Raw genomic sequence first — 15,236 nt, 5'->3', positions numbered from 1 at the left:
TCAGGCTGTCGCGGCCTGGTCCGCCAGCCTCTTCGCCACTGCCAGCACCTCCGGAAGGATGCGGTTCACCGCGTCCTTCGTCAGCCTGCCTTCCGGTCCCGACACCGACACGGCGGCCAGTGTTGGTCCGCCCACAACCGGCACCGCGATGCACCGCACACCGAGTTCCTGCTCGGACTCGTCCAACGCGAACCCGCGCTCTGAGATCTCGTCCAGCGAGTCGAGGAGCTCGGACGCGTCGGTGATCGTGTTCGACGTGTACGCGGGCAGGCCCGTGCGTTCCAGCAGTGCCTTCACGTCCGCGCGGGGGAGCTGCGAGAGCATCGCCTTGCCCACGCCGGTGCCGTGCGGCAGCAGCCGTCGGCCCACCTCCGTGAACATGCGCATCGAGTGCTTCGACGGCACCTGCGCCACGTAGACGACCTCGTCGCCGTCCAGGACGGCGAGGTTCGCCGTCTCCTCCACCGAGTCGACCAGCTGGGAGAGCAGCGGCCTTGCCCACGTGCCGTACTGGCGGGAGGCGGTCTCGCCCAGGCGGATCAGGCGGGAGCCGAGGGTGTAGCGCCGGTTGCTGTTCTGGCGCACATAGCCCAGCGTGACAAGGGTGCGGATCAGGCGGTGGATCGTGGGCAGGGGTAGGCCCGACGTTGCCGCAAGCTCGGAGAGCGAGGCTTCGCCGCCTGCGTCCGCTAGGCGTTCTAGCAGGTCGAAGGCTCTTTGCAGGGACTGCACGCCACCTGTGGACACGGTGCGGCTCCTCTCGTTGCAGTTCCGCAATGCAAAAACTATAGTCCACACAGCAAAACCGAGAGAGGTGGATCCAGGTGCAGGTCCTGACCGAAGAGGCTCTTGAGTTCGTCGCGAAGCTGCATGAGGCGCACGCCGCCCGCAGGGACGAGTTGCTCGCCCTTCGCAAGGAGCGCCGGCCCCTCGGGTTCCTCCCCGAGACGCAGCACGTGCGTGACGGGGAGTGGCAGGTCGCCGAAGCGCCTGAGGCGCTGCGCGATCGGCGCGTCGAGATCACCGGGCCCACCGAGCGCAAGATGACGATCAACGCGCTCAACTCCGGTGCCAAGGTGTGGCTCGCGGACCTGGAGGACGCGAACACGCCGCATTGGGACAACGTCGTGCAGGGACAGGTGAACCTGTACGAGGCGGCGCGGGAGACGATCGAGTTCACCTCGCCGGAGGGCAAGGAGTACAAGCTCAAGGGCGGGCCGTACCCGACGATCGTCGTGCGGCCGCGCGGGTGGCACCTCGACGAGCGGAACCTGCAGTTCGGCGGGAAGAACGCTGTCGGCGCGCTCGTGGACTTCGGGCTGCACTTCTTCCACAACGCCGAACTCGGCAAGCCGTACTACTACCTGCCGAAGATGGAGTCGCACCTCGAGGCGCGGCTGTGGAACGACGTCTTCACGACGGCGCAGAAGCTCAAGGGCGTTCCGCACGGCACCATCAGGGCGACGGTGCTCATCGAGACGATTCCCGCCGCGTTCCAGATGGAGGAGATCCTCTACGAACTGCGGGACCACGCGTCGGGCCTCAACGCCGGTCGGTGGGACTACCTCTTCAGCGTCATCAAGTACTTCCGTGACGCGGGTGCGGACTACGTGCTGCCGGACCGCAACAGCGTCACGATGACGGCGCCGTTCATGCGCGCGTACACCGAGCTTCTGGTGAAGACGTGCCACAAGCGCGGGGCGTTCGCCATGGGTGGCATGGCCGCGTTCATCCCGAACCGGCGTGATCCCGAGGTCACCGAGAACGCGCTGCGCAAGGTTCGCGAGGACAAGACGCGCGAGGCGAACGATGGTTTCGACGGGTCTTGGGTGGCGCATCCTGACCTCGTGCCGATTTGCCGCGAGATCTTCGACGGGGTGCTGGGCGACCGGCCGAACCAGATCGACAAGCAGCGTCCGGAGGTCAGCGTCACGGCGGAGCAGTTGCTCGACTTCAAGTCGGCCGGTGGTTCGGCGACGCGTGCGGGACTTGAGGCCGCCGTCGACGTCGGCGTGCGGTACATCGCGTCCTGGCTGGGCGGCAACGGCGCCGCGGCGATCCACAACCTGATGGAGGACGCGGCCACCGCGGAGATCAGCAGGTCGCAGATCTGGCAGTGGATCAACAACAAGGTCGTGCTCGACGACGGCACGGAGGTCACGGCCGACGCCGTGCGCGAAGTGCTGGCGCGCGTGGGCGACGAGTTGGAAGGGCCGCACGTCGCGGCGGCCGTCGAGCTGTTCGAGCAGGTCGCGTTGTCCGAGGACTTCGTGGACTTCCTGACGCTGCCGGCGTACGAGCGCATCTGATGTACGAGACATCGCTGTCTCCCGAGGACGTCGCGCGGGTGACCGCGCGGCTGTCCACTGTGGAACGCAGCTGGCCGGTGGGGCGTCAGCCCGTGCACACGTGCTACGTGCCCGCCGGTCGCATCATCGGGACCACGGTCGCCGACTGGGGCCGCGAGGCGCTGGAGTCGATCGAACCGGAACTGCTCCCGGAACTGCCCGAGGGCGTGCTGGAACGCGTCGAGGCCAAGCTCCGCCGCGAGCCGATCGAGGACCTGCGGATCGACTTCGAGGACGGCTACGGCGCGCCCGAAGACGATGTCGAGGACATGGACGCCGAGAGCACGGCGATCCTGTTGTCGCGCTGGGTCGCCGACGGCACCGCGCCGCCCTCGTTCGGGCTGCGCATCAAGTCGTTCGACACGGCCGAACTGCGCGAACGCGGCCTGCGCACGCTGGACATCTTCCTGACAGCGCTGGGAGAGGTCCCGCCGGGCTTCGTCATCACCTTCCCGAAGGTGACCTCGGCCGACCAGGTCGAGGTCTTCGGCGAGGTGCTCGACCTCTTCGGCAAGGACCTGAAGTTCGAGATCCAGGTCGAGACCACGCAGTCCGTCGTGGACGGTGAGGGCCGTCTCGCGATACCCCGGTTCATCGCGGCCGGTCGTGGCCGGGTGACCGGTCTGCACTTCGGCACCTACGACTACACGGCGGGCTGCGGGCTGTCCGCCGCGCAGCAGCACCTGGCCCACGGCGCGTGCGACTTCGCCCGCCATGTGATGCAGGTTTCCGCCGCTGGCACCGGTGTCCGGCTGTCGGACGGCTCGACCAACGTGCTTCCCGTCGGTGATCAGAAGAAGCACGGCTGGGACACCCACTACCGGCTGACGCGACGGTCGCTGGAGCACGGTTTCTACCAGGGCTGGGACCTGCACCCGGCACAACTGGTGACACGATATGCGGCTGTTTACGGTTTCTACCGCGAAGGTCTGGAGGCGGACGCGGCACGGCTGAAGGCGTACGTGCAGAACGTCTCCGGAGGCGTTCTGGACGAGCCGGCGACCGCTCAGGCGTTGTCGTCGTTCTTCCTCCGAGCGGTGGACTGCGGTGCGCTCGATCCGGTGGAGGTGCAGGTCGCGACAGGCCTGGACGAGTCAGCACTGCGGGGGCTCGCCACCCGTTCGAGCTGATCGGGCCATCACCCGTTCGTGTGGTTCTGTCAATGGGTGTCGAATAGTGCGGGTAATGGGTGCAGGGTGGCTCGCATGAGCATGCGTGCGGGCCTCTGGACCGGCCTACCCGACCTCGAGACGGCCGAACACAAGTACCAGGTCGTCGCGTGTGAGGCGGATGTGGACACGCTGATCCGGCTGCTCGACAGGCCCGAGTGCAACGACGGATCGCTCGACCACTTCGGCCGCGACCTCACCGCCGACGGCGAACCGGACCACAACGTGGTGCTCGCCGTGCGCGGCGAGTGGGGCTACATGTACTACGTCGACAACGCCTTCATGGGCTGGCCGAAAGGGTCACCGGAAGCGCCGTACGTCAACGAGAAGTACACGGACTTCCCACCCGGCGTCGGTGTACCGCTCGACCAGTTCCGGCAGTTGCTGATCGAGTTCATGGTCTCCGGCGAACGGCCGACCGGCGTCGACTGGTACTGCGAGGCCGACCTGTTCCACTCGTGGCGTGATCAGCAGATGTCGTTGCGCACGAGCGAGAACCGCTGACTCCCAGCTGATCGCTGGTTGAATGGCCGCATGAGGGCCGTGGTGACGGGTGGGGGAATCGCCGGCTTGCTCGCTGCTCGGGTGCTGACCGAGACGTGCGACGAGGTGGTGGTCCTGGAGCGGGACGAGCTGTCGGAGGAGCCCGAGTACCGGGCCGGAGTGCCGCAGGGCAGACACACGCACGGACTGCTGGTGCGGGGCGGCGAACTCCTGGAGGAGCTGTTCCCCGGACTGCGCGACGAACTCGTGGCGGAGGGGGCGGTGCTCGCCGACGCGGGGGACATGCGGATCCTCAACCCGCTCGGCTGGCTCGCCAAGACGCCCCTCGGCCTGCCGCTGCTGTCGTTGAGCCGCCCGTTGCTGGAGACCTGCATCAGGCGGCGGGTCACCGCCGAGATCGTGGAGGGCGTGCACGTCACCGGCCTGTCGTTCCGCGACGGCGTCGTCGACGGCGTGCTCACCCGCGACGGCAGGGTCGATGCCGATCTCGTCGTGGACGCGACGGGCAGGTCGTCGAAGCTGCCGGTCTGGCTCGCGGCCGCGGGGATCACCACGCCGGAACCCGAGGTGGTCGACTCCGGCACGGGGTACGCGACCCGGATCTACACCGCGCCGGAGGACTTTCCGGTGGTGTACGCGGAAAGCCTGTCCGCGCCGGACCTCCCGCGGGGCGTCGCGGCGATGCGCGTCGAGGGCGACCGGCTCATGGTCACCGCGCAGGGTGCCATCGGTGACCACCCGCCGCGTGACCTCGACGGCTACCAGGAGTTCCTGGACTCGTTGCGAGTGCCGATCTCGAAGATGCTCGCCGACGCCGAACCGCTCACGCCGGTCTACCTGTTCGCCCGCACGGCCAGTCGCCGCAACGCTTTCGAGGACGTGGCGAACTGGCCGGGCGGGCTGGTGGCAGTGGGAGACGCGGTGTGCGCGTTCAACCCCGTGTACGGGCAGGGGATCACCGTGGCGGCGATGGAGGCGCTGTTGTTCCGGCAGCACGGGGACTTCAGCGCCAAGGGGTGCCGGGCGTTCCAGCGGAAGATCGCGAAGACCTCGAAGGGGTCGTGGGCGATGTCCAGCAACGCCGACCGCAGCTGGGTGGGGCCCAGGCGCGGTGGCCTGCTCGGCTGGTACCTCAAGAAGTGGCAGGCCGGGATCGTGCACGACCCCGACCTGTTCAGCCGCTTCGTCCGGGTCGTGCACATGGTCGCCTCGCCGGCGAGCCTGCTCAACCCGGTCGTGTTCAGAAGGCTGGCAAAGTACTCCAGGCAAGACCAGCCTCGGGGGCGTCGTCCCGCAGGATCGAGCCCTCGATGAGCCCGTACGGGCGGTCCGCGGCGTAGAAGACCTCGTTGTCGTTCTCCAGGCCGAACGCGCTCAGGTCCACCAGGAAGTGGTGCTTGTTCGGCATGGAGAGCCGTACCTCGGCGACCTCGGAGCGGGCGTTCAGCACGGCCTCGCCCATCGCGTACAGCGTCTGCTGCAACGACAGGGAATGCTTGTCCGCGAACGTCTTCAGCATGATCGACCGGATCTCCGCGAACGACTTCGCCCAGTCGGCGTCGGTGCCGATGTAGCGCCACCGGGCCGTCACCGACGTCGCCAGGATGCGGTCGTCGGTCTCCTTCAGCGTCGTGTACGGGTCCTTCGGGTAGCCGTGGAACTCCGACCCCGTCGACTTCAGCACCACCATGTCGCGCACGCCCGACACGACCCATGCCTGGGAGCCGTCGACCGTCACGGCGGTGGTGCGCTTCTCGTTCGAGCCCTGGACGAACGAGTGGTCGTGACCGTCGATGCGGTCCCACGAGTGCTCGTCGATCAGGATGCGGGCGCCCGTGATCGGCTCCTGCGAGCCGACGAAGTGCCGGCCCAGCCGCAGCGCGAAGTCCTCGATCTCACCTACCGGGGCCTGCTTGGCGAAGGCGTAGACGGTGTTCTTCTGCGTGTCGGTCGCGAGCACCTTGGCGTTGTCGCCGGTCAGGTGCGTGTCCGCGAGGTCTCCGCGCAGCGAGGTGCTGACGGTCAGGTCTTTGACGGTGTGCACGGAACCGTTGCGCGACACCGTGACGAGGCGGTTCTCCGCCTTCCCGTACTGGTTGGGGCCCAGGACGATGGCCATGTTCAGCTCCCGATCAGCTTCTGCAGCCGCAACGCGGCGATCTTCGCGAGTTCGTCGTTGACGACGCGGAGCTCGACATCCGGCGGGTTGTCCATCCGCGAGGACAGGTTGTCGAGCATCTCCGCACCGCTCAGGCCGGTCGCGCACACCAGGTAGATGTGCCCGAACCGATCCTCGTACGCGGCGTTGGCGGCCGCCAGGCGATCAGCCTGTGAGGCGTCCACACCGGACTGTTCGGACCGCGACCACCTCGCCGACACCCCACCTGTCTTCTGCCGTTCGCCGATGCGCGGGTGCCCGGCGATGGCGCCGAGCACCTCCTCGTCGGAAAGTCCAAGTGCTGCAACCGAAGAAGCCGCGAGGAGTGCATCCACCGACGCGTAGGGCCTGCCCGCCACCATCGCGTCGATCCAGCGGGGTACCGCGAGGCACTCGGTGAGCAGGGGGCGCAGTTCGGCCTCCGGGGCGCTGTTGAAGCTGTCCACGGCTCTCCAAGTTTCTGTATCGCGGAATCTAACTTCCACATTCTTGACCTGGGTCGAGCGAGATGTCTAGTGTCTCCATAGAGCGAAATCCAACTTCCGCAGAGTGGAATCTTCTCTGGGTGGGAAGGAACGACCCAAGATGTTCGACGCAAACCTGTCCATGCTCTTCACCGAGCTGTCGCTGCTGGAACGCCCCCAGGCGGCGCGGGCCGCCGGGTTCGACGCGGTCGAGATCTGGTGGCCGTTCGCGGACGCCGTACCCGAGACGCGGGAGATCGAGGCGTTCGAAGGCGCCATCGTCGACGCGCAGGTGCGTCTCGTGGGCCTCAACCTCTACGCGGGCGACATGCCGGCGGGAGACCGCGGCCTCGCGAGCTGGCCCGGCCGCGAGACGGAGTTCCGCGCGAACGTCGAGATCACCGCGGCCATCGCGGCCCGCCTCGGCTGCCGCACGCTCAACGCGCTGCACGGCAACTTCGAGACCACCGCGCAGACCGTCTCCAACTACCGCTTCGCCGCCGACGTCGCGGCGCAGGCAGGCGCCCAGCTCGTGATCGAACCGCTGAGCGGCGCGCCGAAGTACCCGATCAAGACCGCCCACCAGGCGTTCGAGCTCATGGACGAGATCGACCGCGGCAACGTGAAGCTGCTCGCGGACCTCTACCACCTCGCCACGAACGGCGACGACCTCGACCTCCTCGCCGACCACGTCGACCGCATCGGTCACGTGCAGATCGCCGACGCTCCCGGACGTGGTGAGCCCGGCACCGGCGAGCTCGACCTCTTCGGGCATCTCGCGAAGCTCCGCGCCAACGGCTACACGGGCTTCGTCGGCGCCGAGTACAAGCCCGTCACCCACTCCTTCGCTTGGAGGGATCAAGCATGACCCGCATCGGTTTCATCGGCCTCGGCATCATGGGCAGCCCGATGGCGGCCCACCTCGTAGCCGCCGGGCACGACGTGACGGGCTTCGACCTCAGCCCGGCCTCGCTCGACAAGCTCGTCGCCGACGGTGGCAAGGCCGCTTCGAGCGCGCAGGACGCCGTGAGCGGCGCCGAGGTCGTCATCACGATGCTGCCGAACCACCCGCAGGTCGAGGCCGTGATCGACGAGGTCGCGTTCGACGACGGCACGTTGCTGATCGACATGAGCACGATCCGGCCGTCCACGTCGATCGAGATCGCGAAGAAGCTGGCGAACGTCCGCGTGCTCGACGCGCCGGTGAGCGGCGGCCAGACCGGTGCGGTCCAGGCGTCGCTGAGCATCATGGTCGGTGGCGACGAGGCCGACTTCGCCGCCGCCAGGCCGTTCCTGGAGGTCGTCGGCAAGACGATCGTCCACGTCGGACCGCACGGCGCGGGTCAGGTCGTGAAGGCCGCGAACCAGCTGATGGTGGGCGGCATCTACGCCCTCGTTGCGGAGTCGATCGTGCTGCTGGAGGCGTCCGGCGTCGACCCGAAGGCGGGCCTGGACGTGCTCGCGGGTGGTCTCGCCGCGAACCGGATCCTCGACCTCAAGCGCGAGTCCATGATCGCGCGCGAGTTCCAGCCGGGCTTCCGGATCGACCTGCACCACAAGGACATGGGCATCGCACTGGACGCGGCACGCGCCGCCGACGTCGCGCTGCCGGTCACCAACCAGATCGCCGCTCTCGTCGCGGCGGCACGCGCGCAGGGTTACGGGTCGCTCGACCACTCCGCGCTGCTCAAGGTCATCGAGAACTTCGCGGGAAGGTCGTAGAACATGCCGAAGATCCCAGTCATGCAGGCGGTCGTCGAGGTCCTGAAGTCCGAGGGCATCGACACCGTGTTCGGCTGCCCCGGCGCCGCGATCCTCCCGCTGTACAAGGCGATGGAGCAGGACGGCTCGATCGAGCACCTCATCGTCCGGCACGAGGAGGGCGCCACGCACATGGCCGACGGCTGGTCGCGCACGACCGGCAACGTCGGCGTCGCGATCGGCACCTCGGGACCGGCCGGCACGAACATGATCACCGGTCTCTACACCGCGCAGGCCGATTCCGTGCCGATCCTGTGCATCACCGGCCAGGCCGCGGTGTCGAAGCTGCACCAGGAGGCGTTCCAGGCCGTCGACATCGTCTCGATCGCCGCTCCCGTCACGAAGTGGGCGGTGCAGGTCAAGGAAGCCGCGCAGATGCCGTGGATCTTCCGCGAGGCGTTCCGGATCGCCCGCTCCGGCCGTCCCGGCCCGGTCCTGATCGACCTGCCGATCGACGTGCAGAAGCAGGAGATCGAGTGGGACTCCACGATCGACGAACCGTTGCCGGTGCCGAAAAGCGTGCCGTCCGACGCACGGGTCGAGCGCGCGCTGGAGATGCTGCTGGCCGCCGAACGCCCACTGCTGCTCGCCGGTGGCGGTGTCATCCTCGGCGAGGCGTCCGCCGAGCTGCTGGACCTGGCTGAGTTCCTGCAGATCCCGATCCAGGCCACGCTGATGGGCAAGGGCGCGATCGACGAGGACCACCCGCTCTACGCGGGCATGACCGGCATCCAGACCTCGCAGCGCTACGGCAACGCGTCGTTCCTGGAGTCGGACCTGGTGCTGGCGCTGGGCGCGCGGTTCGGCGACCGGCACACCGGCGACCTCGCGACCTACCGCGGCGACCGGAAGTTCATCCACGTCGACGTCGAGCCGACGCAGATCGGCAAGGTCTTCGGGCCCGACCTCGGGATCGTGGCCGACACCAAGCTGTTCCTGCAGGCGTTGCTGGAGAAGGCGAAAGCGCGTGGTCCACGTGCGGCCGGCGAGTGGGTCGACCGCTGCCAGGAGCTCAAGCGGACGTTGCTGCGGCGCGAGGACTTCGACACCGTGCCGGTCAAGGCACCGCGGGTCTTCAAGGAGATCAACGAGTTCTACGGCCCCGACACGTACTTCGTCACGGCCATCGGGCTCTACCAGATCTGGTCCGGCCAGCACCAGAAGGCGCACAAGCCGCGGCACTACCAGGTCTGCGGCCAGGCAGGCCCGCTCGGCTGGGAGATCCCGGCGGCGATCGGTGTGAAGAAGGCGCTGAAAAATTCCCTTGGGCGTGACGCCGAGGTCGTCGGCATCGTCGGCGACTACTCGTTCCAGTTCCTGGTGGAGGAACTCGCGGTCGGCGCCCAGTACGACGTGCCGTTCGTGCTGATCATGCTGAACAACGAGTACCTCGGCCTGATCCGGATGGCCGAGGACCACGGTGGCTACGACATGAAGTACGAGGTCGACATCCACTACGACACGAGCGGCTCGGACAACGTGAAGATCATGGAGGCCTACGGCTGCTCCGGCGTCCGGGTCGCCGATCCGAGCGAGATCCGCGCCTCGCTGGAGTGGGCGCGCAAGGAGGCCGACAGGACGTCGCGGCCGGTGCTCGTGGAGATCATGATCGAGCGCGAGGGCAACACCGCGAACGGCACGTCGATCGCCGCGATGAAGGAATTCGAGCCGCTGCCGTGACACGAGTGATCGTCGCGCCGGACAAGTTCAAGGGATCGCTCACCGCCCCGCAGGTCGCTGCCGCCGTCGCGCGCGGCCTGCGGGAGGCGGTCCCGGACGTGGACGTGCGCCTCCTCCCGGTGGCCGACGGCGGCGACGGCACCGTCGACGCCGCTGTCGCCGCCGGGTTCGTGAAGGTCGGGCGCTGGGTCACCGGGCCGGTGGGCAAGCCGGTGCCCGCGTCGTTCGCGGTCAGGGGCACGACCGCCGTGGTCGAGGTGGCTTCGGCGGCCGGACTGACGTTGCTGGAGCGGCCCGCGCCGCTCGACGCCACCAGCTACGGCGTCGGTGAGCTGCTGAAAGCCGCGCTGGACGTCGGCTGCACCACGATCGTGCTCGGGCTGGGCGGCAGCGCGTGCACGGACGGCGGCGCGGGGATGCTGGAGGCGTTGGGCAAGACGTCGTTCGAAGGCGTCGACCTGGTGCTGGCCTCGGACGTGGACAACCCGCTCCTCGGTCCTTCCGGCGCGGCGGCGGTCTACGGGCCGCAGAAGGGAGCTTCACCCGAGCAGGTGGAGATCCTCGAAGCGCGGCTCGCCGAGTTCGCCCGGCGCATCGGACCGGAGCACGCCTCACTGCCCGGCGCGGGTGCGGCGGGCGGGATCGGGTTCGCCGCTCTCGCGGTGCTGGGTGCGCGGTTCCGGCCGGGCATCGAGGTCGTGCTGGAACTGGCCGGGTTCGCCGAGGCCGTCGCCGGCGCGTCGCTGGTGATCACGGGCGAGGGGTCGCTCGACGAGCAGACCCGGCACGGCAAGGCGCCGTACGGGGTGGTCAGGGCCTCGGGTGCCGTGCCGGTGGTCGCGGTGGCGGGCCAGTGCTCGGTCGAGCCAGGCGACCTGGGGCTGAAGGCCGCCTACGCGCTGCTGGACGTCGAACCGGACGTCACGCGGTGCATGGCCCAGGCCGATTCACTGCTGGGCGTTCTCGGCGGTCGCATCGCCCGCGAGTGGGTGTCAGAGTGAGTGCCATGGACCTGGTCTTCCGCGCCCGCAGGGTCGTGACCCCGCAGGGCGAGATCGCGTGCGACGTCGGTGTCGTCGACGGCCGGATCGTCGCGGTCGAGCCCCGGATCGACTCGCCCAACGTGGTGCACCTCGCGGACGACGAGGTGCTGCTGCCGGGGCTGGTAGACACCCACGTGCACGTCAACGATCCCGGCCGCAGCGAGTGGGAGGGCTTCGAGACCGCCACGCGGGCCGCCGCCGCAGGCGGTGTCACGACGATCATCGACATGCCGCTCAACAGCATCCCGCCCACGGTCGAGGTGGCGGCGCTGGAGATCAAGCGCAAGGCCGCGGCGAACGTCTCGGTGGACGTCGGGTTCTGGGGCGGCATCGTCCCCGGCAACCTCGCGGACCTGAAGCCGTTGCACGAGGCCGGTGTCTTCGGTTTCAAGTGCTTCCTGCTGCACTCGGGCGTGGACGAGTTCCCGGCCGTCACGACCGACGAACTCGAAGTGGCACTCAGGCAGTTGGCCACGCTCGACGCGTTGACGATCGTGCACGCCGAAGACGCGCACACGGTTCGTGACTCCGAGCCGGACTACGCGGGCTTCCTGGCGTCTCGGCCCCGCGAGGCCGAGAACAAGGCGATCAGGGACGTCGTGGCGCTGACCCGCAGGACCGGCGCGCGGACGCACATCCTGCACCTCTCGTCGTCGGACGCGCTCTCGATCCTGGAGGCCGCCAAGCGCGAGAGTCTGCGGATCACCGCCGAAACGTGCCCGCACTACCTGACCTTCACCGCCGAGGAGATCCACGACGGGCAGACGGAGTTCAAGTGCTGCCCGCCGATCCGTGAGGCGGAGAACCGCGAGGCGTTGTGGCAGGGCCTGCGCGACGGCGTGATCGACCTGGTCGTCAGCGACCACTCGCCGAGCACGGTGGAGCTGAAGGAAGGCGACTTCGCGACGGCGTGGGGCGGCATCGCGTCGCTGCAACTCGGTCTGCCCGCGGTGTGGACGGGCGCACGGGAGCGCGGTTTCCACCTCACCGACGTCGTCCGCTGGATGGCGACGCACCCGGCACGCCAGGTCGGGCTGGAGACCAAGGGCGCCATCGAAGCAGGCAAGGACGCGGACCTCGTGGTGTTCGCGCCGGACGAGACCTTCGTGGTGGACAGGAACAAGCTCCACCACCGCAACCCCGTCACGCCGTACCACGGCCGTGAGCTGCACGGGGTCGTGCGTCAGACCTGGTTGCGCGGCAAGGAGATCAGCCAGGCACAGGGCAAGTTGCTACGCAGAGGAGAAGCATGACCGAGTGGACCCGGCTGCCCGATCTCGCCTCGCGCGCGGTCGGTGGTGGTGTGGTGTGGGCGAACGACGAGCTGTTCGCCGAGCGGGAGAACCTGATCAAGCCCGCCGAGCCGGTCTACCAGACCTACACCTTCGGTCACAAAGGCCAGGTGTACGACGGCTGGGAGACCCGCCGCCGTCGTGAGGCCGGCGTGGACCAGGCGGTGGTCCGGCTGGGCATGCCCGGCGTCGTGCGCGGGATCGTCGTGGACACGGCGTTCTTCAAGGGCAACTACCCGCCGTTCTGCTGGGTCGAGGGTGCGCAGGTCGACGGCTACCCGTCGGCCGACGAGATCACCGAGTGGTTCCCGCTCGTCGAGCGCACCGCGCTGAAGGGCGACGAGAAGCACTTCTTCGACGTCACCGAAGGACACCGCGTCACGCACGTACGGCTGACCATCGACCCGGACGGCGGTGTGGCCCGGTTGCGCGTGCACGGCGAACCGCTCGCCGACCCACGTCTGCTCGTGGGCGGCATCGACCTCGCCGCGCTGGAGAACGGCGCTGTCGTCACCGGCTGCAGCAACATGTTCTACAGCTCGCCCAACAACCTCATCGCCCCTGGTCAGGCCACGGTCATGGGTGAGGGCTGGGAGACCGCGCGCCGCCGTGACGACGGCAACGACTGGGTGTCGCTCCGGCTCGCCGCTCCCGGCGTCGTGCAGCTCGTCGAGCTCGACACCAGCCACTTCAAGGGCAACGCGCCGGGCTGGGCGTCCGTCCGCGGCTGCGACGAGCGCAAGGACCCCGACGCGTGGTTCGACCTGCTCCCGCGCACCCGGCTTCAGCCCGACACGCGGCACCGGTTCGTCGTGGACGCGACCGAGGCGACGGCCGTCCGTCTGGACATCTATCCGGACGGCGGCATGGCACGCCTCCGAATCCTCGGCACCCTTACGAGCGATGGCGTATCACACCTTCAGACGATGTGGGCCAAAACGACTAACTGACTGTGGTTGTACGACCACGGTCTGATTCGTGTCCCTACCTAGGATGGTTGTCTGCGTCACACGATCGGTGGAAGCGTTCCTCTCGCAAGATCGGGGATCTAGGGAGGACATCCATGCAACCGATGGTGCGCGCCTTTGGCGCCGCGATCGCCAGTTCTGCATTGGTTCTAGGTGCGAGTCAGGTCGCGGTCGCGGCTCCGGAAGGGCAGCCGGAGTACCAGGTCGGCGCGATCGACTGGAAGCCGTGCGAGGAGAAGCCGACGGTCGACTGCGGCTTCCTCGAGTTGCCGATCGACTACTCCAAGCCGAACGGTGAGAAGTTCAAGCTGGCCGTGTCGCGCCTCAAGGCGGCCGACCCGTCCCAGCGCATCGGCGCGATGGTGATCAACCCGGGCGGACCGGGCGGGTCGGGCGTGAACTTCTCGTTCGGCGCCGACGGGTACTTCAGCAAGGAGATCATCGACAAGTTCGACGTCATCGGGTTCGACCCGCGTGGTGTCGCGCGCAGCGCGCCGATCAAGTGCTCGGCGGAGATGCTGCAGAAGCAGCCGTCGGTCTACCCGAAGACGAGGGCCGAGTTCGACGCGCTGGTCACGTACAACAAGGCGCTGCGCGAGGACTGCCGCACGCAGTCCGGCGCGATCTTCGACAACGCCTCCACCGCGGAGGTGGCGCAGGACATCGACTCCATCCGGCGCGCGCTGGGTGAGAAGAAGATCAACTACTACGGCATCTCGTACGGCACGATCATGGGCCAGCACTACGCGGAGAAGTTCGGCCGCAACATCCGCGCCATGATCATCGACTCCAACATGGACCACAGCCTCGGCACGAAGCAGTTCCTCGACTCCGAGGCGCGCACCGCCGAGGACTCGTTCAACGAGTGGGTCAAGTGGAACGACCGCACGCCGACCTCGCCGTTCTACGGCCAGGACCTCCGCAAGATCTGGAAGGACCTGCTGGCGAAGGCGGAGCGCGGTGAGGTGCCCGCACCGTGGGACCCGAACGCCAAGCTGACGCCGGAGGACCTCGGCGGCGGAGTGGTCAGCATGGCCTACGGGCCGGCCTGGAAGGGCTTCGCCGACCAGATCAAGCAGATCATCGACGGCACGCAGGCTCCGAAGTCGGCCTTCTCGGCCTTCGCGGCCGAGGAGACGTTCCCGAACCCGTTCCCGGGCATCTTCTGCAACGACTACAACCTCCGCGTCAGCTCGTGGGGCGAGTACCAGTCGCTGGTGAAGTCGGAGAACAGGATCGCGCCGAACACGCGTGGTTCCTCGCTCGGCCACGGCGCCATGATGGGCTGCGTCGGGTTCCCGAAGGCCACGAACCCGCAGCGCACGCTGAAGATCAAGAACGCGCCGAAGATCCTGCTCACCAACGCCAAGCACGACCCGGCGACGGCGTACGAGTGGGCGGTCAACGCGCACCGTCAGTCCCGTGACACCACCGTCTTCCTGACCTACGAAGGCTGGGGCCACGGTGTCTACGACCGCAGCGAGTGCACGCTGAAGATCAACAACGAGTACCTGGTCTCGCTGAAGCTGCCGCGCAACGGCACCTCGTGTGCCGCTGTCGAGCCGCCGGCCGAGGCGTCGATCATGTCCGCGAAGCCGCGGATCCCGGCGGGCCCGTTCTCGGTCCGCTAGCACTTGTCGGTCGCGATGCCCCCGGTGTTCGTGCCGGGGGCATCGTGGTGTCACGAGCGACCTCCATCGACGTGGCCCGCATCCCCGGAAAGAAGGAGCCGAGCGCTACTTCTCGTGACCACATCGCCGCCGTGAGGTGGCCGAATCGAGTCCGTGAACGGCGCGAAACGCGGACGTAACAACGTCGGCCCCACAGTTCACCTCCGCGAAACGTTGCG

14 protein-coding genes are annotated in these 15,236 nt (G+C 68.1%); 11 read left to right on the top strand and 3 right to left on the bottom strand.

Annotated features, from left to right (window positions below; translation table 11 throughout):
- A complete protein-coding gene (locus SK571_RS03100) occupies positions 1–747 on the bottom strand; it encodes an IclR family transcriptional regulator (protein WP_319982467.1) in 747 nt (248 codons plus the stop codon).
- Between the two features lie 77 nt (positions 748–824).
- Between SK571_RS03100 and aceB the strand changes: the two genes are divergently transcribed.
- The 4 genes from aceB (at position 825) to SK571_RS03080 (ending at position 5,335) form a co-directional block, all read left to right on the top strand.
- Entirely contained in the window at positions 825–2,309 is a 1,485-nt protein-coding gene (aceB, locus tag SK571_RS03095; protein ID WP_319982466.1) for a malate synthase A, read from the top strand.
- Entirely contained in the window at positions 2,309–3,478 is a 1,170-nt protein-coding gene (locus SK571_RS03090; protein ID WP_319982465.1) for a DUF6986 family protein, read from the top strand. The genes aceB and SK571_RS03090 overlap by 1 nt, the downstream gene beginning before the upstream one ends.
- A 75-nt stretch (positions 3,479–3,553) precedes the next feature.
- Positions 3,554–4,021, top strand: a complete 468-nt coding sequence (locus SK571_RS03085) for an Imm1 family immunity protein (RefSeq protein ID WP_319982464.1) — start codon at positions 3,554–3,556, stop codon at positions 4,019–4,021.
- A 30-nt stretch (positions 4,022–4,051) separates the two neighbouring features.
- A complete protein-coding gene (locus tag SK571_RS03080; RefSeq protein ID WP_319982463.1) occupies positions 4,052–5,335 on the top strand; it encodes an NAD(P)/FAD-dependent oxidoreductase in 1,284 nt (427 codons plus the stop codon).
- Here SK571_RS03080 and pucL read toward each other — a convergent pair.
- Both pucL and uraD read right to left on the bottom strand, forming a co-directional pair.
- Positions 5,262–6,140, bottom strand: a complete 879-nt coding sequence (gene pucL, locus SK571_RS03075; RefSeq protein ID WP_319982462.1) for a factor-independent urate hydroxylase — start codon at positions 6,138–6,140, stop codon at positions 5,262–5,264. The genes SK571_RS03080 and pucL overlap by 74 nt on opposite strands.
- Positions 6,141–6,142: 2 nt before the next feature.
- Positions 6,143–6,664, bottom strand: coding sequence for a 2-oxo-4-hydroxy-4-carboxy-5-ureidoimidazoline decarboxylase (uraD, locus tag SK571_RS03070; protein ID WP_319982461.1), 522 nt, complete (start codon positions 6,662–6,664; stop codon positions 6,143–6,145).
- 100 nt (positions 6,665–6,764) lie between these two features.
- On the opposite strand from uraD, the gene SK571_RS03065 reads away from it, so the two are divergent.
- The 7 genes from SK571_RS03065 (at position 6,765) to SK571_RS03035 (ending at position 15,018) form a co-directional block, all read left to right on the top strand.
- Positions 6,765–7,511, top strand: coding sequence for a hydroxypyruvate isomerase family protein (locus tag SK571_RS03065; protein ID WP_319982460.1), 747 nt, complete (start codon positions 6,765–6,767; stop codon positions 7,509–7,511).
- On the top strand, positions 7,508–8,365 hold the full coding sequence (locus SK571_RS03060) for an NAD(P)-dependent oxidoreductase (protein ID WP_319982459.1): 858 nt from the start codon (positions 7,508–7,510) through the stop codon (positions 8,363–8,365). Before SK571_RS03065 ends, SK571_RS03060 begins: the two co-directional genes overlap by 4 nt.
- Before the next feature lie 3 nt (positions 8,366–8,368).
- Positions 8,369–10,084, top strand: a complete 1,716-nt coding sequence (gene gcl / locus SK571_RS03055; protein WP_319982458.1) for a glyoxylate carboligase — start codon at positions 8,369–8,371, stop codon at positions 10,082–10,084.
- Positions 10,081–11,085, top strand: a complete 1,005-nt coding sequence (locus SK571_RS03050; RefSeq protein ID WP_319982457.1) for a glycerate kinase family protein — start codon at positions 10,081–10,083, stop codon at positions 11,083–11,085. The genes gcl and SK571_RS03050 overlap by 4 nt, the downstream gene beginning before the upstream one ends.
- 5 nt (positions 11,086–11,090) lie before the next feature.
- Positions 11,091–12,380, top strand: a complete 1,290-nt coding sequence (gene allB / locus SK571_RS03045) for an allantoinase AllB (protein ID WP_319982456.1) — start codon at positions 11,091–11,093, stop codon at positions 12,378–12,380.
- Complete coding sequence (gene alc, locus SK571_RS03040; RefSeq protein ID WP_319982455.1) at positions 12,377–13,369, top strand: allantoicase; 993 nt, start codon at positions 12,377–12,379, stop codon at positions 13,367–13,369. Before allB ends, alc begins: the two co-directional genes overlap by 4 nt.
- Positions 13,370–13,482: 113 nt before the next feature.
- Entirely contained in the window at positions 13,483–15,018 is a 1,536-nt protein-coding gene (locus SK571_RS03035) for an alpha/beta fold hydrolase (protein ID WP_319982454.1), read from the top strand.
- Positions 15,019–15,236 lie beyond the last annotated feature (218 nt).

The organism is Lentzea kristufekii (genome assembly GCF_033949925.1).
Classification (GTDB): domain Bacteria; phylum Actinomycetota; class Actinomycetes; order Mycobacteriales; family Pseudonocardiaceae; genus Lentzea; species Lentzea kristufekii.
Note: the sequence above shows the minus strand (reverse complement) of the source record. Positions and strands in the feature narration are given on the sequence as shown.